The organism is Fuerstiella sp., from assembly GCA_022447225.1.
Taxonomy (GTDB): Bacteria; Planctomycetota; Planctomycetia; order Planctomycetales; family Planctomycetaceae; genus S139-18.
Window position 1 is genome coordinate 114,679 of record JAKVAZ010000003.1, and the last position, 22,495, is coordinate 137,173.

General features: G+C 54.0%; 13 protein-coding genes. 7 read left to right on the top strand and 6 right to left on the bottom strand.

Going from position 1 to position 22,495, the window contains the following annotated elements; genetic code table 11:
- Positions 1–213 precede the first annotated feature (213 nt).
- The 3 genes from MK110_03490 (at position 214) to MK110_03500 (ending at position 6,395) form a co-directional block, all read left to right on the top strand.
- Entirely contained in the window at positions 214–3,069 is a 2,856-nt protein-coding gene (locus MK110_03490) for a DUF1553 domain-containing protein (protein MCH2210339.1), read from the top strand.
- A 4-nt stretch (positions 3,070–3,073) separates the two neighbouring features.
- Positions 3,074–4,540: a DUF1501 domain-containing protein gene (locus MK110_03495; GenBank protein ID MCH2210340.1), complete on the top strand. Its 1,467-nt coding sequence runs from the start codon at positions 3,074–3,076 to the stop codon at positions 4,538–4,540.
- 361 nt (positions 4,541–4,901) lie between these two features.
- Positions 4,902–6,395, top strand: coding sequence for an acyl-CoA synthetase (locus MK110_03500; GenBank protein ID MCH2210341.1), 1,494 nt, complete (start codon positions 4,902–4,904; stop codon positions 6,393–6,395).
- 188 nt (positions 6,396–6,583) lie between these two features.
- On the opposite strand, the gene MK110_03505 is transcribed toward MK110_03500, so the two are convergent.
- Complete coding sequence (locus tag MK110_03505) at positions 6,584–8,458, bottom strand: serine/threonine protein kinase (GenBank protein ID MCH2210342.1); 1,875 nt, start codon at positions 8,456–8,458, stop codon at positions 6,584–6,586.
- 92 nt (positions 8,459–8,550) lie between these two features.
- Here MK110_03505 and MK110_03510 point away from each other — a divergent pair, with 92 nt between their 5' ends.
- From MK110_03510 to MK110_03525, 4 genes are all read left to right on the top strand, one after another.
- Complete coding sequence (locus tag MK110_03510) at positions 8,551–8,736, top strand: hypothetical protein (GenBank protein ID MCH2210343.1); 186 nt, start codon at positions 8,551–8,553, stop codon at positions 8,734–8,736.
- Positions 8,737–8,777: 41 nt separating this feature from the next.
- Positions 8,778–9,464, top strand: a complete 687-nt coding sequence (locus tag MK110_03515; GenBank protein ID MCH2210344.1) for a YebC/PmpR family DNA-binding transcriptional regulator — start codon at positions 8,778–8,780, stop codon at positions 9,462–9,464.
- Between the two features lie 137 nt (positions 9,465–9,601).
- A complete protein-coding gene (locus MK110_03520) occupies positions 9,602–12,091 on the top strand; it encodes a DUF1549 domain-containing protein (GenBank protein ID MCH2210345.1) in 2,490 nt (829 codons plus the stop codon).
- Between the two features lie 111 nt (positions 12,092–12,202).
- Positions 12,203–13,609 (top strand): DUF1501 domain-containing protein, encoded by a 1,407-nt coding sequence (locus MK110_03525; protein ID MCH2210346.1) that lies wholly within the window; start codon positions 12,203–12,205, stop codon positions 13,607–13,609.
- A gap of 282 nt (positions 13,610–13,891) precedes the next feature.
- Here the strand turns inward: MK110_03525 and MK110_03530 are convergent, their stop codons facing one another.
- From MK110_03530 to MK110_03550, 5 genes are all read right to left on the bottom strand, one after another.
- On the bottom strand, positions 13,892–14,650 hold the full coding sequence (locus MK110_03530; GenBank protein ID MCH2210347.1) for an SDR family oxidoreductase: 759 nt from the start codon (positions 14,648–14,650) through the stop codon (positions 13,892–13,894).
- A 21-nt stretch (positions 14,651–14,671) separates the two neighbouring features.
- Positions 14,672–15,559, bottom strand: a complete 888-nt coding sequence (locus MK110_03535; GenBank protein ID MCH2210348.1) for an acetamidase/formamidase family protein — start codon at positions 15,557–15,559, stop codon at positions 14,672–14,674.
- Positions 15,560–16,140: 581 nt separating this feature from the next.
- The gene (locus MK110_03540; GenBank protein MCH2210349.1) at positions 16,141–17,238 is read right to left on the bottom strand and encodes a Gfo/Idh/MocA family oxidoreductase; all 1,098 of its coding nucleotides are present in this window, start codon (positions 17,236–17,238) and stop codon (positions 16,141–16,143) included.
- A gap of 45 nt (positions 17,239–17,283) precedes the next feature.
- The gene (locus tag MK110_03545) at positions 17,284–19,014 is read right to left on the bottom strand and encodes a hypothetical protein (protein MCH2210350.1); all 1,731 of its coding nucleotides are present in this window, start codon (positions 19,012–19,014) and stop codon (positions 17,284–17,286) included.
- A 116-nt stretch (positions 19,015–19,130) separates the two neighbouring features.
- Positions 19,131–22,034: a VCBS repeat-containing protein gene (locus MK110_03550; protein ID MCH2210351.1), complete on the bottom strand. Its 2,904-nt coding sequence runs from the start codon at positions 22,032–22,034 to the stop codon at positions 19,131–19,133.
- Between the last annotated feature and the right edge of the window lie 461 nt (positions 22,035–22,495).

Consider the following 22,495-nt stretch of genomic DNA (forward strand, 5'->3'; position numbering starts at 1 on the left):
TCGGTTGAGTTCAATCGTGACATAAGACCGATTCTGTCGCAGGCCTGTATCCGGTGTCACGGGCCGGATACGAATCGGAACCAGGCGGGTCTGCGACTTGATCGACCAGCAGATGTATTCGTGGAACGAGACGGAAAACGAATGCTTGTTGCAGGCAAGACCTCGGAAAGCGAACTGTACCGGCGGATCGCTTCTTCCGATCCGGATCAACACATGCCACCAGTTGATTCAGGTCTCTCGCTGACCGCCGGACAGATCGATCTGATCCGTCAATGGATTGAACAGGGGGCGCACTGGCAGGAACACTGGTCGTTCATTCCACCGGAGCGTCCGTTGATGCCACCGCTGAGTGACAACGAGTGGCCGAAGAATGCCGTTGATCATTTTATACTGGCGCGACTACAGGCTGCGGGGCTGAAACCTTCTTCACAGGCTGACAGACGCACATTGATTCGAAGGGTGTCTTTTGACATCACGGGACTTCCTCCAACACCGCAGGAGGTGGATGCGTTTCTCGCCGACAGCAGCAGTGCAGCCTGGGAGAACGTCGTGGATCGGTTGCTGAGGTCATCAGCCTACGGGGAACGGATGGCTCTCAACTGGCTGGACGCCGCGAGATATGCAGACACACATGGCTACCATGAGGACTATCATCGTGACATGTGGCCGTGGCGGGACTGGGTGATTGACGCATTCAATTCCAACATGTCGTTCGATCAGTTTACCATCGAACAGCTGGCGGGGGATCTGTTGCCCGACAGCACACACGACCAGATCGTGGCAACTGGTTTTAACCGAAATCACGGAGTGACGGCTTCGGGGATTTCAGAAGAATACCGTGTCGAATATGTACTGGACCGGGTCCGTACGACCTCCACGGTCTGGCTCGGTTTGACCATGCACTGTGCTCAGTGTCATGACCACAAATATGATCCGATTTCACAGTCAGAGTTTTACAAATTTTTCGCGTATTTTAATTCCGTCACCGACAAAGGCGTTGAAAATCGGATGGGAAACGTCGATCCGCTTGTGAATGTCGATTCACCCGGGTTTGTCGCAAAACTGGCGATGCTGGACAGGAACATTGAAAAACAGGAACAGGCGAGACAGCAAAGAGATCGGGAGGTCGCTGTAGATGTTTCGGACTCGTGGGAGCATCAGCTTTGTCTGCAGGGGGGAGTCCGCACGATCAAACAGCCGGAGGGCCTGTTGCTGCATTATCCACTTGATGCAGCAACGGACAATCAGGTGATAAATGTCGCCGGAGAAAGTGGAAACGGGACGCTCATGGGAATTCCCGTCTGGAAACCCGGCCGGTTGGCGAATGCTCTGGACTGTGACGGCAGGGCCTGGGTCGATCTGGGAGACGCAGCAGGTTTCGAGCGAACAGATTCTTTTTCGTACGGCGCCTGGGTTTTTCCTGAAGGTGACGGTGCCGTGCTTGCCCGTATGGATACAGCCCAGGCCAATCGAGGTTGGGACGTCGTCATTACCGACAAGCATGTTGAAGCCCGTATGACGCATTTCCGTCCGGATGACGCGATTCACGTGAAAACCAAAAGTCAGCTCCAATCCGCTCAGTGGTCGCACGTGTTTGTCACCTATGACGGTTCCGTCAGCGCTCGGGGGCTTCGAATCTACGTGGACGGTCGGCAGGAGCCGGTCACGATTCTGCGAGATTCGTTGACGGGCACAATCAGGACCGGTACGCCTCTTAATATTGGACTCCGGAGTACCTCCGATGTTTTTGCAGGCGCGATTGATGATGTCAGAATTTACCGTCGATCTCTGACTGCGGCCGAAGTTGCAACACTGGCTGACACGAATCCTGCCGTGCCTGTTCTGGCCACGTCGGTGGAGGACCGAACCAAGGAACAAAGACAGGTGCTGCGGCAGTATTATCTCACGAATCACGACGCGCAATATCGGCGAATCAGCAGCGACCTCGAGAGCCTGCGCCGTCTTAAAAATGAGATCCAGGAAGAGGCCCAAACATTGACAGTGATGGTCATGCAGGACATGAAAACACCACGTGATACGTTTGTTCTGGAACGTGGTGTCTACGATCAGCATGGTCCGCAGGTTCAGCCAGGCACGCCGGGATTTTTGCCGTCGCTGCCGGACTCTGCAGAACCCAGCCGGCTGACTCTGGCTCGCTGGCTGGTCACACCGGACCATCCGCTGACCAGTCGAGTGACCGTGAACCGTTTGTGGCAAATGATATTCGGCACCGGGATCGTCAAAACGTCGGAAGATTTTGGAACACAGGGACAGCTACCGAGTCATCCCAAACTGCTGGACTGGCTGGCTACGGAGTTTGTTCGCGCGGGCTGGGACGTTCGACAGATCGTAAAACTGATTTTGATGTCGGCAACCTATCAGCAATCTTCAAAAATTTCACCGGAATCATTCGGACGGGATCCAGGAAACCGTCTGTTGAGTCGCGGTCCTCGTTTTCGGCTGGCTGCTGAACTCATTCGCGACAATGCACTGGCAGTGAGCGGATTGCTGGTGCAGCGGGTTGGTGGTCCGAGTGTCAAACCCTACCAGCCTCCGGGACTCTGGATGGAGACTTCCAATCGGGGTTACGATCAGGATCATGGACCAAACCTGTACCGTCGCAGCCTCTACAGTTACTGGAAGAGGTCTGTCCCGCTGCCGAACATGTTTGCCATTGATGCTCCAACCCGTGAAATCTGTACTGTTCGCCGTCAACGAACAAACACACCGCTGATGGCACTGGTCATGATGAACGATCCGACGTTTGTTGAGGCGGCAAGAGTGATGGCAGAAAACGCAATGATCAGTGCTGTTGATCCGGGGGACCGGATCTCATTCATGTTTAACAGAGCGACTGCACGTCAACCGAACCCGCTGGAAATTGAGGTGTTACTTAACGTGTACCGGCGTCAGCATGGCGTTTATGACCGGAACTCCGACGCTGCTGTAAATCTTCTGACTGTCGGAGAATCAAAACGAAACCAAAATCTTGATGCCGGTGAACATGCGGCGATGACCACGATTGGCAGTATCATCCTGAATATGGACGAGACGATCACCAAGGAATGACGTGATGAAGGCCCTCGATGAATTCAAATTGACAATGAACCGTCGACACCTTTTCAATCGAACGACGGGGAATCTGGGAATGGCCGCCCTGGCCGGTTTGATGGAAGATGAAGTCCGGGCTGAACGAATTCCGGGACGCAGTCCGAATGGAGGCCTTTCTGGGTTGCCACATAGTTCACCCAGGGCGAAACGCGTCATTTTCCTGTTTCAGTCAGGTGCGCCGTCACAGATCGATCTGTTCGATTACAAACCAAAATTGACAGAGTTGCACGGGGCGGAGTTGCCCGATTCTGTGAGGCAGGGCCAGCGAGTCACGGAAATGACTCAGAAACAGAAAAGTTTTCCATGCGCGTCATCGATCTTTCGATTCCGACAGCACGGTGAATGCGGTGCGTGGCTCAGTGAGGTCCTGCCTCATACCGGCTCGATCGCAGATGATGTTGCGATCATTCGGTCGATCAACACGGAGGCCATCAATCATGATCCGGCAATTACGTTCATCAATACCGGCACACAGCAGCTTGGCAAACCCAGTATGGGCTCGTGGCTTAGCTATGGTCTGGGCAGCGAGAGTCGCGAGCTGCCTGCTTATATTGTTTTAATTTCGCAGGGGACGGGGCTGGCCGGCGGTCAGCCCTTGTTTTCACGTTTGTGGAGTAGTGGTTTTCTACCGTCCAGTCATCAAGGGGTGCGATTCCGCAGTGGTAACGACCCTGTTTTGTATCTTTCCGATCCTCCGGGTCTTGACCGGAAAAGTCGTCGGGCGATGCTGGATGGCTTGGCGCGACTGAATGAACTCAAAGCGGATTCGTTCGGTGATCCGGAGACCCGTACCCGGATTGCACAATATGAAATGGCGTTTCGGATGCAGTCATCAGTGCCGGAATTGATGAATCTGACGGACGAACCGGAGAGTGTGTTTGATTTGTACGGTCCGAGTTCACGCACTCCAGGAACCTATGCTGCAAATTGTCTGCTCGCACGAAGACTGGCCGAACGGGGTGTTCGATTTGTCCAGCTGTTTCATCGGGGCTGGGACCAGCACGGCAACCTGCCCAGTCAGATTCGAGGTCAATGTCGTGATGTCGATCAGGCGTCGGCAGCACTGATCAAAGACCTCAAACAGCGAGGATTACTGGACGAAACACTCGTGGTTTGGGGCGGCGAGTTTGGTCGAACTGTTTACGCTCAGGGAAAACTGACTCGTGAAAATTATGGTCGTGATCACCATGGCCGCTGTTTTAGTATCTGGATGGCGGGCGGAGGAATTCAGGGCGGGGTTCAGCACGGTCGGACCGACGACTTCTGTTACAACGTCGTCGAAGATTCCGTCCATATTCGGGATTTGAATGCAACGATTCTTGACTGCCTGGGCATCGATCATGAAAAGCTGACATTCAGGTTCCAGGGCCTCGACCAGCGACTGACCGGTGTGGAACCCGCAAATGTTGTACAGAAAGTCCTTGGCTGAGCTGATGAACCGATACACAAAGATGCAAAACCGCACACTATCGTTGGAGTCTGAACAGATCAGGTCATCATCACCCTGTTAAGATTCGGGGGAATCGTTGCAGTTGATTCACCGGGGTTGCCGGGGCAGTATTGCACAAATGTTTCGAGTGAATAGATTCATGGCAGACAGTCGGGACCGGACGGCATGTATTCGGATCAATGGAAAAGTTGTCTGTCAATGGTCTGAAACAGGGACATGAAGGCTGTTTTGCTGTTGGCGACGTGCTCTGAAACAAATACACCGAACCGCAGGACAGCATCATGACTGATCGCAGGTTTGTAACATTGAGTGATACCGGCGTGTTTTCGTCAGAGGCTGTATGAATCAACTTCCCTTCATCGAACGCGCAATCGGACATGGTCGCAGGACTGCGATTTGTGGGGGGGGCGCCTCGTACACATATCAGGATATCTGCAGGCAGTCGGAATTAATTGCTGCTGCAGTGCTTAACGGTGAGGATGATCTGAAGGAATCTCGCGTCGCATTTCAAATGCGGCCGGGTGCAGAGTACATCGCTGCTCTGTGGGGAATTTGGAGGGCAGGAGGTATTGCGGTCCCTCTAAGCCTGTCTGCCACGCAAGAGGAATTGGTATCCACCCTGAGTGATTCGCAGTCGGAGGTGGTTGTCGCAGAGTACGGCCGCGAGTCTGATGTTGCAGCAATCACTCAACGGCAGAAAATAAGGCTGGTTACTGAAGAAGACATTAGGAATGCCGGGTGCGTCGAATTGCCGCAGGTTGCCCCCGATCGTCGTGCTATGATGCTGTATACCAGCGGTACGACCAGTCGTCCAAAAGGTGTCGTCACCACACACCTCAACATTCAGGCTCAGATTCAGTCGCTGATCGATGCGTGGCACTGGAATTCTGAGGATCGGATTCCTTTGTTTCTGCCTTTGCACCACATTCACGGAATTATCAACATTGTGTGCTGTGCGCTGTGGTCCGGAGCAAAAATCGAACCGTTCCAGCGTTTTGACACAGAGACCATCCTGCGCCGAGTTGCAGAAGATGCATGGTCGGTCTTCATGGCCGTGCCCACGATTTATGTGAAACTCGTTTCTGCACTGGAGTCGATGAGTGATGCCGACCGGACGGTCATTACAGACGGATTCAGACGTATGCGGCTGATGGTTTCCGGATCCGCGGCCCTCCCGGCCAGCGTCCATACACGATGGGCCGACCTGACAGGACAGAAGCTGCTGGAACGCTACGGCATGACGGAAATCGGCATGGCGCTGTCAAATCCGTATCATGGCGAACGTCGTCCCGGAGCAGTCGGTCAGCCGCTGCCAGGAGTTGGTATTCGCCTTCAATCTGAAACAGGTGAACTGATTTCTGATGAGGATGTATCCGGAGAGATTCAGGTTCGCGGGGCAAATGTCTTTCAGGAATACTGGAATCGCCCGGATGTTACCGGGGAGTCGTTCACTGACGGTTGGTTCCGCACGGGAGACATTGCCGTGCTGGAACGCGGTTACTATCGCATCATGGGGCGCAACAGTGTCGACATCATCAAAAGTGGCGGCTACAAGCTGTCGGCTCTCGAAATTGAAGCTTCACTGCTCGATCATTCTTCGATTGCGGAATGCGCTGTGGTGGGAATTCCGGATCAGACATGGGGAGAAGTTGTTGCCGCGGCGGTGGTGCTTCGGCCAGGACGGAACATTGAGATGACCGAATTGCGGAACTGGTGCAAAGTCCGTGTTTCTGCGTACAAGGTTCCACGAATGCTGCTGATCGTGAAGGAACTGCCTCGTAATTCGCTTGGTAAGGTGAAGAAACCCGCTGTTCGGATACTGTTTGAGTCCTGAAATCCGAACGGACCGTGTCAATCGGTACTGACAGAAGACCACGGGGTCGCGTTCGCCGGACTCGTCCTGTCGGCTGTTTTTCCTGGCAAATGATTCTGCCATGTCATTCAGTGCCGGTGAAACAGGTACGGACTGCTCACCGCCTGACGACATGTTCTCTGTCACGAATTACTGCCGGATACCGGTACTCATTTTGTCTTAAGGGACTGCCTCAGCGATTCGGCACACACTCTTAGAGATTCGGAAGGTGGTCCCCATACCCACGCATCGAGTTCCACCAGCAGGTTGATCGCCCTCAGATACACTTCGTCTGTTGCGACGACAAATAATTCAGCCTTAATAAGATCCTGTAACGACTCAAGTTTCCGATTTACTTCGCTGCGGTCGTCGGCGGTTGCAACCGTGTTAACAAGATCGGAGGTCTGAGAGTACAGAACCGAACGAACCAGTTGTGTCGTCCGAGGTGAGTCATCTGTTGCAGTCAGCCACAACTGTCGAATTTTTTCGATCAGCTGACGCACCGCCGTTTGTGTTGCTTCCGGATCTGTGTTGGCTCTGTGTCTGCTAAGTTCAATCTGGTCGAGCAGTCCGCTGAGTCTCGTCTGCTGCTTCTTTGGGAGCTTACGTCTGGCCGTTCGGAAAGTTTCCAGCGCACCGGTTGCAGGACCCACACGTGTTTCCCGCAGCAGTCTGGTTGCTGACAAGCAGACCTCACCGAGAGTTGAGTACTGGAGTGCCTGGACAATCCGACTTTCCTCGGTCGCTGAACTTCGAAGCAAAGATTCAGCCATTGTCTTCCAGCGACGTGCACGGGCTTCCGAGAGTTCTGCTCCTGCCTGAGCCAGTTCCGCGGTTTCCTTTGCTTCTTCGGCGACGACTTTTTGCATTTCAAGTTGATAGTTATAGTAGACACTGATCCCAAGTGCTGCTGTAAAACAGACCACGAGTCCCGCAGAAATCGCGGCACTGCGAGGTTCGCGCCGCATCCAGCGAACAAATGTTCCAACATTACCGACCGGATGAACGAGTACCGGTTCACCCTCAAGAAAACGAGTGAACTCCTCCGCAACTGCCCGAGCGGACTGGTAACGATCCTCAGGTCGTTTCTGCATGCACTTCAGGCAGATCAGTGCGAGATCACGAGGGATGCGTTCGTTGAGCCGACGGGGTGGAACTGGATCACGTTGAATGACAGCCAGAAGTGTGTCGAGTGTGTTGTGTGACTGAAACGGGGGGCGTCCGGTCAGCAGACAATACAGGGTTGCCCCCAGTGAATACACATCGGAGAGTGGTCCGGTTGGTTCACCCAATGCCTGTTCCGGGGGCATGTATTCCGCGGTCCCCATCAATGTATCCACGTCATCAGGTGTTTGTTGGTCGTCAATTCTTCTGGCAATACCAAAATCCGTGATCAACGGCTGGTCATGAGGATCAATCAGGATATTGCCGGGCTTCAGGTCGCGATGGATCACCCTGTGTTCGTGTGCAAACTGAATCGTTTCAGCAACTACCTGAAGAAGGCGGGCCGCTTCATCGGGATCAAGTGGTCCGCGAGCAACACGATCACTCAGGCTTACGCCATCAATAACAGGCATGGAGAAGTAGTGATAACCATGACATTCGCCGACATCATACACCGGTACGATTCCCGGATGATTCAACTTTGCGGCCGCCCTGGCCTCTGTCCGAAACAGGCGAATGATGTCTTCTGAGGCATGGTTCCCCGCCAGAACCGTTTTGATCGCTATCACGCGATCGAGGCTCTTTTGATAGGCACGATAGACAACTCCCATGCCACCTCGCGCAATTTCCTCGATAATCTCGTAGCCATCAAACCGGTTCGGTATCGCCGGTTGAGCTGTATGTGTCCGGCTAACGTCTGGTGAGGAATGGAAGTCTTTGCGCGGGGGAACGGTGACTTCCATTTCCTCCGGCATTGCTGTTATTTTGCTGCCTGTAGCAGATTCCGTGATTCGTTTTCCTTCACCATCGCTACTGACTTCATTCGATGTTGTCACAGCACCTGTCCAGTCGGTGACCGCCAAAAGTTCCCTGCCAGTCATCTTGAAGTGTACAAGCTGCCCGGCCGGCGTTTTCAGTGTCTGTGTTGACGCATGTACGTACCATTTTCACAATAATACACTGCCATGACTACATGGCGACGGAACGATTGCTGTTTCGGAATCAATGGAGCGTCCGCAAAAAAAACGTAAACATCATAGCCGGAGTGGTCACGGTTGCCATGAACTCAGTCGCTGTCAGGCAGAATGGCGTTACACTCTATCAGGAGCGTCGTGGAGATTCGACGACTCCGTACAATCAGCAACGACAGATGAGTTGATCGTTATGGGAAGAAGTTTCGAAAACCGCAAACAGTCGATCATGAAGACGGCTGCTCAGAAATCAAAACTCTATGCCAAGTACGGAACACAGTTGTATGTGGCTGCAAAGAACGGAGTGGCCGACCCCGAGTCGAATCCGGCTCTGCGAAACCTGATTGAGAAAGCCAAACGCGATCAGGTTCCCGGTCATGTTATTGACAAGGCGATTGAGAAGGCAAAAGGTGCCGGCGGAGAAGACTTTGTTTCTGCCCGCTACGAAGGGTTTGGCCCCGGGGGTTGTTCAGTCATTGTTGACTGCCTGACAGACAATAATCATCGAACCATCACGGATGTTCGCAACTGTTTCAATCGAACCGGTTCGAAGCTGGGTCCGACCGGTTCGGTTTCTCATATGTTTGATCACATGGCCGTTCTTTCCTTCAAAGGAGACAACGAGGACCAGGTACTTGAAGCGATGCTGGATGCCGAAATTAATGTCGACGATATCGAAAGCACTAATGGCCGGTTGACATTGTTTGCTCCGGCTGACGAATTTTACAAAACCAAGACTGCACTGCTTGAAGCGTTTCCCGGTACCGAACTGGATGTGCAGGAGGTCACATTCCTTCCTCAGGCAACTACGAACATAAGTGAAACGGACCAGGCTTCGTTCGAGAAATTTATTGATCTGTTAAACGACTGCGATGACGTACAGGACGTTTACCACAATGCCGTCCTGCCGGAATAGAACACAAAGTATTTAGGTCTGCTGGACATTCCTTTGTGACTCTTCGACACAGTGTATGATCGAAACGTGGTTGTGTCGTCTGCGGGATACGCCATAGAATGTCTCAGCAACTCGGTCTATGATCAGGCGTATGAACGATGACACACCGCTGTTTCAGGAGTCTGTTGTTGTGCGAGGCTGCACTGTCTGCCGTCGTTGTCCTGCAGTTCAGCTGTTCTTGCACAGCCGAGGATCCTGTTGTATCAGACACTGAGACCACACAGGGGTTTCGCAAAAACGTCCTGCCGATTCTGAAAGAGAACTGTTTTGAGTGTCACAGTCATGACACGAAGCAGGCGCGCGGCGGACTGGTGCTTGATTCCCGCAGTGGCTGGGTCAAAGGTGGTGAGTCGGGTCCGGCGATCGTCCCTGGTCGCCCGGATGAGAGTCTGCTGATCCAGGCCGTTCGGTACGAACACCTCGAGATGCCGCCCACCGGAAAATTGCCCGACAGACTGATTCATCAGCTTGAACGCTGGGTGGCGGACGGAGCCCCTGATCCTCGTACTGCCACCTTGGTAATGAGTGATAAAGGTATCGATATCGAAGCCGGTCGCCGGCACTGGGCGTTTCGTCCGGTGCGGGAGACAGCGTTGCCGGAAGTTCTCAGTGAATTCTGGCCGTACAGCGATGTTGATCGCTACCTGTTGGCGAAGCTTGAGGAATCTCGTCTGTCTCCGGTCCAGGATGCTGATCGTTACACGTGGCTGCGGCGAGTCAGTTTTGATCTGACGGGTCTGCCTCCAACAATTGAGCAGATCCGTGAATTCGAAGTCGATTCGTCTCTCCCGGCGCGTGAGGCGATTGTTGACAGATTGCTAGATTCCCGTGCGTTTGGCGAACGATGGGCGCGCCACTGGCTGGATCTGGTCGGCTACGCAGACCAGATCGGCACATCCAACAATATCTTTGCAGAACACGCCTGGCGATATCGTGACTACGTGATCGATGCGTTTAATAATGACAAACCATTCGATCAGTTCATCCGTGAACAGATTGCCGGCGACCTTGACTGTCATGAAAACATCGAGGAGCAGGTGGCCAGCCAGGTGGCCACGGGATTTCTGGTACTGGGTGACATGGATGTCGTCGAAGCGGACAAGGAAAAGATGCTGGTTGATATCATCGATGAGCAGCTTAACAAAGTCGGTAAGGCCTTCCTTGGCCTGACCCTGGAATGTGCACGATGTCACGATCACAAATTCGATCCGGTTTCGCAGCGTGACTACTATGCCATGGCTGGTTTCTTTTACGGAACCTCTTCTGTCTATAAAACGGATCGCGGAGTCTGGAGTGACCTGAATGTTTCCGAACTGCCGGAAACAGATGCTCAGCGGTCCAGACGCGAACAGCGGGCCGGAAAACATCAGGAACAACTTGCACAGTGGCAACAGGAACGTGAACAGATCCAGGATCGCAGAGCGGAACTGGATGAACTGGTGAAGAAGACGCAGCTTGCCGAAACCGAACGCCAAAAGCTGGAAGAGCAGCGGGACGTGGCAGGAAAAAAAATCGGAATCCTGAACAAAAAGATCATGCACGGCGAATTTTTCGCACCGGTGGTACCACGAACATACGCGGTTCGGGATGGCGAAGATCCGAAGGACATGAGAATCACGATTCGGGGCAATCCCCGTGCACTGGGAGATCTGGTACCTCGAGGGTTCCTGAGTGTGGTATCAGACAAGCCACCTGCGATAACCCAAGGTCAAAGTGGTCGGCGGCAATTGGCGGTGTGGGTCAGCAGTAGTAAGAATCCTTTGACAGCTCGTGTTGCTGTGAATCGGATCTGGCAGAAACTGTTCGGGGAAGGACTCGTGCGTTCCGTGGACTATTTCGGCCTCCCCGGAGACAGACCGTCTCATCCGGAATTACTTGATCATCTGGCACTCGGATTCATTCGTAATGGATGGTCTCAAAAGAAGTTGATTCGTCACCTGGTGCTGAGTCGAGCTTACGGAATGGACAGCGCACACGACAGCGTTTGCTATTCTGTTGATCCGGATAACCGATTACTGTGGAGGATGAATCGATTCCGACTGGACGCTGAAGCTCTGCGTGATGCCATGATTGCGGCAACAGGCCGACTGATTCCTTCCGGTGGCGGCCCGGCGATGCCGCTGGAATATCCTGATAACGTTGGGGGACTTAGTCCCACAGATGTGAATCCTCCTCACTTCAGGCTCGCCAAATGGCGGCCTGATCAGGAATTTCGGCGTACCATTTATCTTCCAGTCATTCGGTCGGCAGCACAACCTGGTCCGGCAACACTGAGAAATGTGTTTGATTTTGCCCAGCCTTCAGAGTTCACGGGGCGGCGGACTGTTACGGCTGTCCCGACTCAGGCGCTGTTTTTAATGAACAGTCCCGTGGTCAAAAAACACGCAGCGGCACTTGCGGAACGCATCAATGAGCAGGACGATGAGTTCGGCCGACTTCAACTGCTCTGGCTGACACTGCTGAACCGTCCGATCACAGAACCGGAACAGCGGGAGAGCCAGGGGTTTCTTGAGGCAGCCGGAGAAGCGGCATTGGTTGAATTGTGTCACGCACTATTGGCCAGCAACGAATTTTTGATGAGGCTTTGAATTGGCCGGCGCGATAACAGCCTGCACTCAGGCAGGAGGATGGCCCCGTGAGGCGATTGTTTTGAATGAGCGAAGTCACTGTCTTTCCTGTGGGAAATTCAAAATATGATGATGTCACAGTTTTCCCGGCAACGATTTTTGCAAACTGCGGCGTGTGGCTTTGGCGGAATGGCACTCCGCGGGCTGCTGAGTCAGTCGGCGCATGCGGCAAATCCGCTCGCGGTCCGTGCGCCGCACGTTTCTCCGCAGGCCAAGCGAATGATTTTTGTCTTTCTGTCCGGGGGGCCCTCGCAGGGAGACCTTTTTGCTCCAAAGGCAGAAATCACAAAAAGGCACGGTGCTGCGATTGAGTCACCCGTGGGCGACGATGGGCAGGTTCGAGTGGGCGTCGATCAGTTTCTCCCCATGGCCCCCGTATCTCCGGTGCGTCCACGTGGACAGTCGGGAATGATGATGTCGGATTTGTTACCGTCTCTGGCGGGTGTCGCTGATGAATTATGTCTGTTGCGGGCGATGGTTGCGGATAACAAAGCTCACGCTGCGGCAGCTCTGCAGTTCCACACGGGGCACGTTGCCGAAGCACGCCCCTCGATGGGTGCCTGGCTGAGTTACGGGCTCGGAACTGAAAATCAAAGTTTGCCGGGTTTTATCACCATTCATCCTCCGCAAGACGGACGGGTTCACGGTGCAGGATTCCTTCCGGCGATTCATCAGGGAACGCCGCTTCGCGTACCACACAGCGACGGCGACGCCGTGATTGATAATCTTCGCGATCCCGATGCCGGCCCGTCTGTACAGCGTCGCCGTCTCGATTTTCTCCAGCGGGCCAATCGACGTCTGTTGGCCCGCGTTAAAATGGACTCACAGATGGAAGGAATCATTGAGTCGTTCGAACTGGCTTTCCGCATGCAGGCAGAAACACCGGAGCTTGTTGATCTTTCTGATGCATCCAAAGAAACTCAGAACATGTACGGCATTGACGAAAGCGCGAGCGACGTGAATGGCCGGGCCTGTCTGATGGCTCGTCGGCTGAGTGAGGCGGGTGTTCGATATGTCCAGGTAACGATTGGTGGCTGGGATCACCACAGCAATATGCGTAAAAACCTGACAAACTCCTGTGCAGGTGCTGACAAACCGATTGCCGGGTTGATTCAGGATCTGAAACAGCGCGGGCTGCTGGACGATACATTGGTGATGGTGTCCGGTGAATTTGGACGTACGTACTGGAGCCAGGACCTTACCGGCACCAATCCACTGGAGGCTCACGGCAGAGAGCATCAGCAGGAGAGCTTCTGCACACTACTGGCAGGTGCAGGTGTCAAATCAGGTTTTGTGTACGGCGAAACTGATGACTTCGGTTACAAACCGATCCGGGGTCGTGTGCATCTGCATGACCTGCACGCCACACTCCAGTACTTACTGGGAATCGACCACGAACGGCTGACCTACCCGCACGTCGGACGGAATTTCCGGCTAACCGATGTGTACGGCCGAGTGGTGCATGAGATCCTGGCGTAGACAACGTGCTGTGTCCTCGTGTTTAGGTTGACAGGCTTCCTGCACACGTGGCACTTCGAAAATCCGGTGCCCTGCTGCAGTATTTTTCTGTAGGAGACGCACCGGGTCGCTCCGGTGATTTTGGTATCTTCTGTCTGAACCGAAACGCGATTCCCGCGAATTACAGCGATGCCGTTAATTCAGGTTCAGTGGTGTCCACTCGTGGTCGCGTTAACGAAAGCTGTCAAACTTCACTCTGGTAAAAGCGTTTGCGAGGCCGGAGTCATTCCATATCCAACAACGCTATGGCAGCGTCACACGTCCACCACTGGCCACCAGGGTCTGGCCGGTCATAAAACTGGAACGCTCTGACAGCAGGTACAGAACCAGGTCAGCAATTTCATCGGATTTTCCAATGCGTTTCATCGGAGTGGTTTCGATCAGGTCGTCCAGAGCGGCCTGATCGACATCGGCCAGGATTTCGGTATCGATGAGTCCGGGGGCGACGGCGTTGATCCGGACGTTGTCTCCGGCAAGAGCGACTCCGAGACTCTTTGTCAGGGCAACCACGCCTGCTTTGCTGACGGAATAAGCGATTGACATTGGCCGAGGGGCTAAACCGGCAATTGAGGAAATGTTGACAATGCGCCCAAATCCTCGCTCAATCATGGCCTCTTTGACCGCCCAGATGGTCAGGTAACATCCCGTCAGGTTCACGTCGAGCATCCGCTGCCAGACTTTCTGAGGAGTCTGGTCATGTGGAACAAAGTCGAACACGCCTGCGTTGTTTACGAGAAGTTCGACAGGACCGAGTTGTTTTTCGACCTGTCCGATCATCATTTGGACCTGTTCAGGTGAGGAAACATCGGCCCTGCAGGAGATTGCCTGGCCGCCGGCTGATTCAATCTGATCTACGACCCCCCGGGCGGCGGCCTCATTCGAAATGAAGTTCACTGCCACTTTCGCGCCGGCGGCAGCCAGCTGCAAACAGCAGGAACGTCCAATGCCTCGGGAACCGCCGGTGACCAGTGCCGTACGATTCTGTAATTCTAAATCATTCATCAGTGCACTCGAATTCAGCTGTCAGGAACAGGCCAGATACGATTTTTTAATTTTGGCAGCGACGGTACCGATGGCGTAGTAGCCCACCGAAATCTCTCCGGCGTGTGTCAGCAGATCGTAGGCTCGCCAGCGGTCCCAGCCATAGTCGGATTCCATCCAGAGAATCAGCCAGGAGTAGGCCTGGGCGATGGATCGTTCCATTGGACAGCCGGTGGCGATGGTCATGATTTCGTCCGGAGACTCAATTCGCGGTCCGGGGATACTGGTATGTTTGATCAGGTTAACGGTGATCGTGGTGTGTGCCGGCATCTCCAGACCACTGGCGGAAAGCTCGCCATGTCCCATTGCGGCGTGAGCGTCCCCGAGATACAGATAAGCTCCCTCCACGTAAATCGGCAAACAAACAGTATTGCCAGGTGCTGTTTCGATAATATCCATGTTTCCACCATGGGGGCCGGCAGGGCCGGTGGTGGGTACGCCGTTGTCCGGAGCCGTACCAATGCATCCGAGCATCGGGCGATACGGGATTGTGATTTCATCACTCCAGTGAATCAGACCATCTTCGATCGGGCAGACGTGTGTGCCGTGGGGGCAGTCATTGCCCAGCCACTGAGCCAGCTGGTTGGGATCGCTGGTGCGTGTCGCGCATTGTCCGATGGCGGGCTGGATGTCGTCAATGGTCACCGCCAGGGTATCCCCCGGCTCTGCACCATCAACGAAAATCGGCCCGGTCTGAGGGTTTCCATACGGTTTTTTTGTTTTGTCCCGTCGGTCGTCGTTGGTACGGACCTGTCCGGAAAAGGCATCTTCCGATTCAACGAGTACCGTTTCACCGGGCTGGATTCTCAGCCGAGGTTCATTATGGCGACTAAATTCGTAATACAATGGTCCCAGTGGAAGGCGTTGCATTGTGGTCCTCGACTACCGGCCTGTTTCAGTTAGAACACGGCACATCCTGTCGCGGAATGAACCGAAAGGCAAGGGATCACGTGATCAACGGGCAACGTGCTGCTGACTGCGGGAAGTTTCCTGTTTCACCTGCTGGAAATGCACGGTTGCCGGTGTTGTCAGGCACAGCGTAGTGGGTGTGACTCAGAGTTGTGTGGCTCTTCCGGTCCTGCCATCAATCGTTTTGTTGTGGGATATTTATTCACAAAAGACGTTGTGAATTCGGAACGTGCGAATCAACCAGTCCGGTTTGTTCGGCCATCAGGGGGACGGGATGATCGACGTTACCGGCTCATCGCGTAAAACTTACGCAGTTTCAGTCCGTAATGAACTCCTGGGTTTTATCGATCTGTCGCCAATTGTGGTGTTCAAAGATTATTTGTTAACGGAGCCGTCTGCTTTGTGTTAACCGGGGTTTGAACGTTTGAGGCCGTTGTGGGTGATACGCAGCTGATTGACTTCAGTCAGCTGCCAGATTCGCCAGGCCTGCATGAACGCCGGTGATCGGCGCGGTCGTGTACCCGTCTGATTATCCCCGGGTGCTATCCAAATTTTTTCCGGAACAGAGTGGTATCCCTGTGTTTCAGATTGGGGACGTCGACTGGTGCTTCCCAGTCAATCGGGACCTGATCGAGCCGCGTGAGTTTTCCTTCGTTTTCAAGGATTGACCAAAAACCTGCCATGTAGGTTTTGTGCTTGTGTTCGATTTGTTCGAGGGATTGAGAAGGTGCGTTGCCGCGTGCCAGTGATTCAAACTCCCAGAGGGTCGGTGCCCACAGGTGAGTCTTGTCATACGGGTAGCCGGTACCGAGATCGATCTGAAAGCCTTTGCCACCGATTTCTTCCTGAGTATGTATTCGGATTCCTCCCAGCCCGAATGAACCCAGGTGCAGGGTTCCCATAAATGTTCGCCCGTCAGGCGCCTGATGCTCGTATGTGACGACGGCCGGAGAACTATGCCAGTTCTTCGCCTGTTGGGCGACCGAGATAACAGGGTTCCCTGCTTCAGCAATGGTCCGGCAAATGACGTAGACACCGTGAATTCCGTGAGTGGAATAGTCGTCAGAGGCATTGGTTGCGTTGTAGCAGGTAATTGTTTTTCCTTGGCTCCACGTTTTCGCCTGAACGATCGGATGGGTGTGTTCAAACGATGAAGGCACGAGGATGGGGGCTCCGTGTTTACGCGCCATCTCAGTCATTTTTTTACCCCGGGCAACCGTGTTGGCGAACGGTCTGTTGATAAGGTTGGGCAAACCTGCTTCGAGATAGGGTTCGTGGATGATGTGGTTCCACGGGTTGTTGTAGTATCCCCCCGAAATGATCGCGTCGACTTTACCGAGCATGTCGTCGAAGTTTTTTACAGCAGTTGCGCTGTAACCTTTTGCGAATCCCGCCGAAATGTTTGGGTCGATATCCCAGCAGTGAGTGATCCGCATACCGGTGAACGGCTTAAGGAGCGGAGCCCAGATTCCCATGTGGGAATAGACCTGCAGATTCATCACCCCAACACGGAGTTCGTCGCTCCGGTGTTTAAGGACCGAGGCTGACGGCATTCCGACAGCACTGCTGAGTCCGAGTGCTCCCAGTGTTGTGGAGCCGGCAAGAAAACTGCGACGGCTGGAATCTGATGAAGAGCTCACAGAATAATACTTTCTTGTGCCGTTAATTGCGGGAGCCGGCAGCTTTCAAATCCGGTAGGCAAAAAGTTTCGCCTGAAACATTCTCACCCGAATGGCGACGGTCTCACCGAGTTGAGAAATGTCGCTGTTACCCTTCCAGGTCACCACGCGATCCGACTCGTTACCAGCCAGCCGGTCACAGTCCGCAAACGTAAACCCTTCGACTCCTTCCGGATCGGGGATCCTGCCGACATTTCGCACAAGTTCCACAGTGAGCCAGCCGCCGGGCTCACAGCGGTAGTTCAGTCGCAGCTCATTTCCGTGACGATAGATCGTTGGAATTGTGAATCGTCCTTCACCTGTAGCTTCGATTCCGCAAAAACGGTGAGGCTGCCAGAGCATATAACGGATTTGCCTCGGACGCCTGTCTGGAAAAATTTCGTCCTTATCCGGGTCCAGGACATTGTGGCGGGTCGAACTTCCGGTGTAGGGAACTGCCCAACTGCCGTCCGGCAGCTCAAGAAGGCCGCTTCTCCATGCATGCACCGCACATTCCTCACCGCTGCCATGTTCTCCGACGGTATGGATCGCGCGACGTTCCGGACGTGACCAGATAATGCCGTCTCGACTAAATGCAATCTGCATGTCCATGTGGTCGGTTGCCTTGTGGTACAGAGGAACCACCATCGCGTGCAGGTCGGTGCGTCCGGGATACGGAAAATAATTGCCTCCGTAGAATTCTGTATCAAGATCGTCCTGCGCATCCGGAGACAGAATCAGCTTCGGGGCCGGCCAACTGCCAAAGTCTTTGGTGCGGGAAAAGCCAATGGTGCGGCGCTGGGTTTGTTCTTCAATCTGCGCAGTGCCAATGCCTGGTATCAACTCTGCTGTGTTTCCCATGATTTGCAGGTAGGCGATGTATTCGTCATTGTCAGCGTCGTAGCAGGCCGAGATTCCTCCGTTGACCGGACGGTTGCCCAGCATGGTGTCCAGCTGTTTCCAGTTGAGACCATCTGATGAAACCCAGCCGAGCATGCGGCCCCAGATTTCGACACGAGGTCCTTTGTAGTCCGATCCCAGTTGTTGCTGCTTGTTCCAGCGACGCATGACTTCAGGGCCCTGCATCCGCTGCAGCGTCTGGGGATCGTACCAGGCCATATCGCCGCCCATGGCCTTGAAGCGTTCATCGGGCGGAGCATGTGGATCCAGGAATGCTCCGGTGGCTCCCTGGATACCGTTGGCGACGAGATTGTTTTTTGTGGATCCGCGAAACGAGACCTGACCCAGCTCAACACGCTTCCATTGGTAGCCGTCGACACTGGTGCAATATGCCGTGTTGCCTCCTCCTGCTCCCGAACATTCATAGAGCATATGCCACAGCCCGTCGGCTTCCCATATGAACAGCGGGGAGATTGATTCTCCATCCTCCCATTCGGCCACCGCTTCGAGCAGCACCTGTGAACGTTCGGCCGGTTCGACACGAAGCTGAACACCAATCACTCCGTCGTACAAATCGTACAGACCTCGGTCATTGAGGTGGCGGTTGCCGGGAAAAATCTCTGTGATATCCACAAGTGGATGCCAGGATCCGCTGTTGTAACGGATACGTTTGGACCGTTTCTGCGGTTCCGTGAATGGTGACGGGGCTTGTTGCTGCTGTTTTCCCGGCTCGGCGCCTTCGTTTTTCTGTTGTGCCCAGGATTCCACACAACAAACGTTGCCGGAAAAGAAAACGAACATCAGCAGGCGTACCACATTCTGGAAACACACGTGTTTCCGGTCTCTCTTTAACGTCACAGTCACCTTCCGATCGACAATTTGTGTTTGATACGCGTGAGTTGTTTTGTGCATCACTGTGAAATTCGATTAATTACTATTGGAATAATTTACGGGCTTCGTAGTTCAAAACGCAGTCATTTTACGGAAATACGCACCTGTTCCAGCACGGGCGTGCTTCCTCCATCCGGAGTTCGCAGAGTCACACGATACTGCAGCCATCGAGTATCTCCGTCCAGATTCAGGGCGACGTTTGAGTTATCGTACCAACTGTTGCTGCCTGTTGTCCCCTGCCATTGAGCGCTGGCCAGGCCGTCCCTGGCGTTTGCTGTGCGAAGCTGAAACCTCACCCCGGTTCCGTGAGGTGTCCGTGCCTGCCAGCTCAAACGGGATGGCGTTTTGTCTGCAGGGCACTGGAGTGGTGCAGAGACAAAACGCTCTTCGAGTTTTCGGTCGTAAATATTTCCGACATCGCGTCCGACGCCAAAGTGTGGTCCGAAGGTCTGCAGCCAGTGACGATTGGATCCGGAAAACCCGTCAGGGGAGCCCCAGTAGATATTGGCTCCGACTCCATGATCCCCGTGCCGGATGTGGTTGAATGAAACGATGTCCATCCAGCTGTCCCGATTCAGGTCGGCAACTGTGACCGGAGCCGACGATTCTGCGGGCAGCGTGCTGCGGCGCGACTCGCTGAATTGACCGGTTTTGTCTCCCCAATAGATGAAAATCGGAATTGTTCGCGTCCTGTACGCATGGTAATTGGTCATGACCAGATCCAGGTGTCCGTCTCGATTGAGGTCTGCAACCGACTGTTCAAGCGAATCGTATGCTTCGAGCTTCAGCACACGGGCGGGTGAGAACCCGTTCGGGCCTCCCCATGCGATGTGGGCCTGACGCGTCGGACGACCAAAACGTGAATCGTCCCAGCCACCTCCCATGATCAGATCCAGCCACCCGTCACTGTTCAGGTCCGCAATTTCGACACTGGCTCCATTGTTGAACCTGAATTTTGTGTGGAAGTCGCCGCTGTATTGACCGGAATCGTTGCCCCAAAAGATGTCGACAGCGGGCGAGTCCACGTCACCGAAGACGATGTCAAGGAAACCATCTTTGTTAAAATCAGCCACTCTTGTACTCAGGCTTAAACGTGTGCTGAGTGGGAGTATGGTTCGATTTGATGATTCATACCCGTTCACGTCCCCCCACAGAATGACAGCCTCACCTTCGTCCTCTTCGCCGGCGACGAAGATCAGATCCAGGTCTCCGTCACGATTCAGGTCCGCCACGGTGACCCCGCGCCCCTGAAGTTGACAGACTCTTTGCCGTCGATCCGGGGAGAAACCCTGAGACGTCCCCCAGTACACCCATCCACTGGGAAAGACAATGTCCACAAAATCATCGTGGTTGAGGTCCGCAATCGTCGATGCGTCCGAACGACCCGGGAGTTCCGTCATCGCTGCCGGTGAGTAGTGGTTTCGCGGATTGCCCCAATACACGAATGAATCGGAATGTTTGTACGAACCACTGTGTCGATTGACCAGCACAAGGTCCGTATGACCATCGCCGTCGAGATCTTCGGCTGCATTGCTGACGGCGCCAAATCCCTGAAGCTCTTCGCGCCACGCACCATCGAAACCGTCGGGGCCGTTCCAGTAAAGAAACGAATTGACATCATAAGTGGATTCGCTGTGTTCGTTGGCAAATACAACGTCCGTCCAGCCATCACTGTTGAAGTCGGCTACACAGACATCGGTTGCATGCAGCGTAGGCAGATCGGTTCGTGATTCACCGGAATATCCGTGATCGGTTCCCCAATAAATATATGAAAGTTGCTCTTTGTCTGACCCTGCATTCGCGAATATCAGATCGCGATGTCCGTCCTGATTCAGATCGCTGACTTCACATTCTGTCGCGCCCGACGTCTCCAGCTGACTCCAACGTTCCAAATTTGCGCCCGTGCCGCGCCAAAGATCGGCGTGGTCATCACCGTGCAGGACAATCAGATCCGTTTTGGCATCCCCATCCAGATCTGTCAGGTGGAGACCGACTGGTTCACCCCCACTCCAGACCTGGCGGTGCTGTGGAGAAAATCCATCGCTGCGTCCCCAATACATCGAAACGCTTTGATGTTTGGAATTATTGTTGGCGAACAGCAACTCGGGATATCCGTCCCCGTTCACGTCCGCTGCAGCACAGTCGGTTGCACTCACTGTCGGCAGCGAAGTGCGACGATCGTGACTGAACCCCGTCGGGCCGTTCCAGTAGACGTACGATTCCAGATGTTTGTCGAATCCGAATCGTTCACCGCCTTCGATGCCGCGGTTGGCGAATGCCAGGTCGACGAATCCGTCCTGGTTGAAGTCAGCTGCCGCTACGCCACCAGCCATCAGTGTTGGCAATTCGTCGCGACGGTCCGCCGCATACCCCTCCTCGCTGCCCCAGTACACGAGTGCCTGCATGTGTACCGAGTAGTTGTGGATGAAATTACAAAAAACAATTTCGGAGTAGCCGTCATTATTCAAATCGACGATCACCGACCGACCACCTCCGTCGCTGGGCAGTTTTGTTACAGTTTGCCTGCGTGAGTGAAACTGCCGCATCAGTCGCACGAGAGGCTGATGCTCCCTCAGCGGTGGGAAAAGGGATCGTGGACCTGTTTCGCTGCCCCAGTAGACCAATACATCAGCATCTTCGACGACATCATGATCCTGTCCAACCCACAGGTCCAGGTAGCCGTCATTGTTAAAATCCCATCGGTGGATCATTTGCAGCGATCCGTCGCGTGTGATGTAAAGATTGCTCCCGCCATCCTCCATCGTCCCTGACGCGAAGTCAGTGAACTGTGAATGATGGATCCACGAGTCGTCACTTCGCACATGGCAGCACCAGGCCAGAATGAGAAAAGTCAGGGCCGCGATTTTTGCCCGTGTACGGGCTCGCACGCCATATTGGGTGAATGAACGGCGGAAGGACGTCACGCGGTACAGGATTTTTCGAACCACCAGGCAGTGTTGGAATTCTGTAGCAGCAATCCTGTTCACCAGCGTCTTCCAGGAAACGGTTATGGTGTGACGTCCACGGGAACTGATGGCGGGATTTGGTTCAGCGAATCGATGGCACGAGGACCTGGTGTCGGCGTGCAAGAGTTTCCGGACAGGGCTGTCCATAGGGTGTCTTCCGTTTCGTGACTGTTGACTGAATCAGACCACACCTGCACATGCGTATGATCGACTTGAAAATTTCGGTGTAAACAAATGATAGAGGGGATTAACGGTGTTGCGACCCTGGAGGTCATCACTCGGGTAATGGAGAACGGGAAATGTGCCGAATGGGGTTAGACCGCAATTTGTATGACTGCAGTGTCGTTAACTGTCCATCTCATCAATTGACAGCTTCGAAGGATACGTCTTCACCGATCCGGTACCGGGAACTGTGAGAAGTGGCCTTATGGTAGTACGTGTGCACACGGAAAGAACGCGTCAAATGTCGTTATTGATGCTGC

What these genes read in the sequence shown, in the direction of transcription:
- MK110_03525 (MCH2210346.1), top strand. Translation starts at nt 12,203, where the DNA reads ATGTCACAGTTTTCCCGGCAACGATTTTTGCAAACTGCGGCGTGTGGC.
- MK110_03500 (MCH2210341.1), top strand. Translation starts at nt 4,902, where the DNA reads ATGAATCAACTTCCCTTCATCGAACGCGCAATCGGACATGGTCGCAGG.
- MK110_03490 (MCH2210339.1), top strand. Translation starts at nt 214, where the DNA reads ATGCCACCAGTTGATTCAGGTCTCTCGCTGACCGCCGGACAGATCGAT.
- MK110_03515 (MCH2210344.1), top strand. Translation starts at nt 8,778, where the DNA reads ATGAAGACGGCTGCTCAGAAATCAAAACTCTATGCCAAGTACGGAACA.
- MK110_03520 (MCH2210345.1), top strand. Translation starts at nt 9,602, where the DNA reads ATGACACACCGCTGTTTCAGGAGTCTGTTGTTGTGCGAGGCTGCACTG.
- MK110_03510 (MCH2210343.1), top strand. Translation starts at nt 8,551, where the DNA reads ATGGCGACGGAACGATTGCTGTTTCGGAATCAATGGAGCGTCCGCAAA.
- MK110_03495 (MCH2210340.1), top strand. Translation starts at nt 3,074, where the DNA reads ATGAAGGCCCTCGATGAATTCAAATTGACAATGAACCGTCGACACCTT.
- MK110_03535 (MCH2210348.1), bottom strand. Translation starts at nt 15,559, where the DNA reads ATGCAACGCCTTCCACTGGGACCATTGTATTACGAATTTAGTCGCCAT.
- MK110_03505 (MCH2210342.1), bottom strand. Translation starts at nt 8,458, where the DNA reads ATGACTGGCAGGGAACTTTTGGCGGTCACCGACTGGACAGGTGCTGTG.
- MK110_03530 (MCH2210347.1), bottom strand. Translation starts at nt 14,650, where the DNA reads ATGAATGATTTAGAATTACAGAATCGTACGGCACTGGTCACCGGCGGT.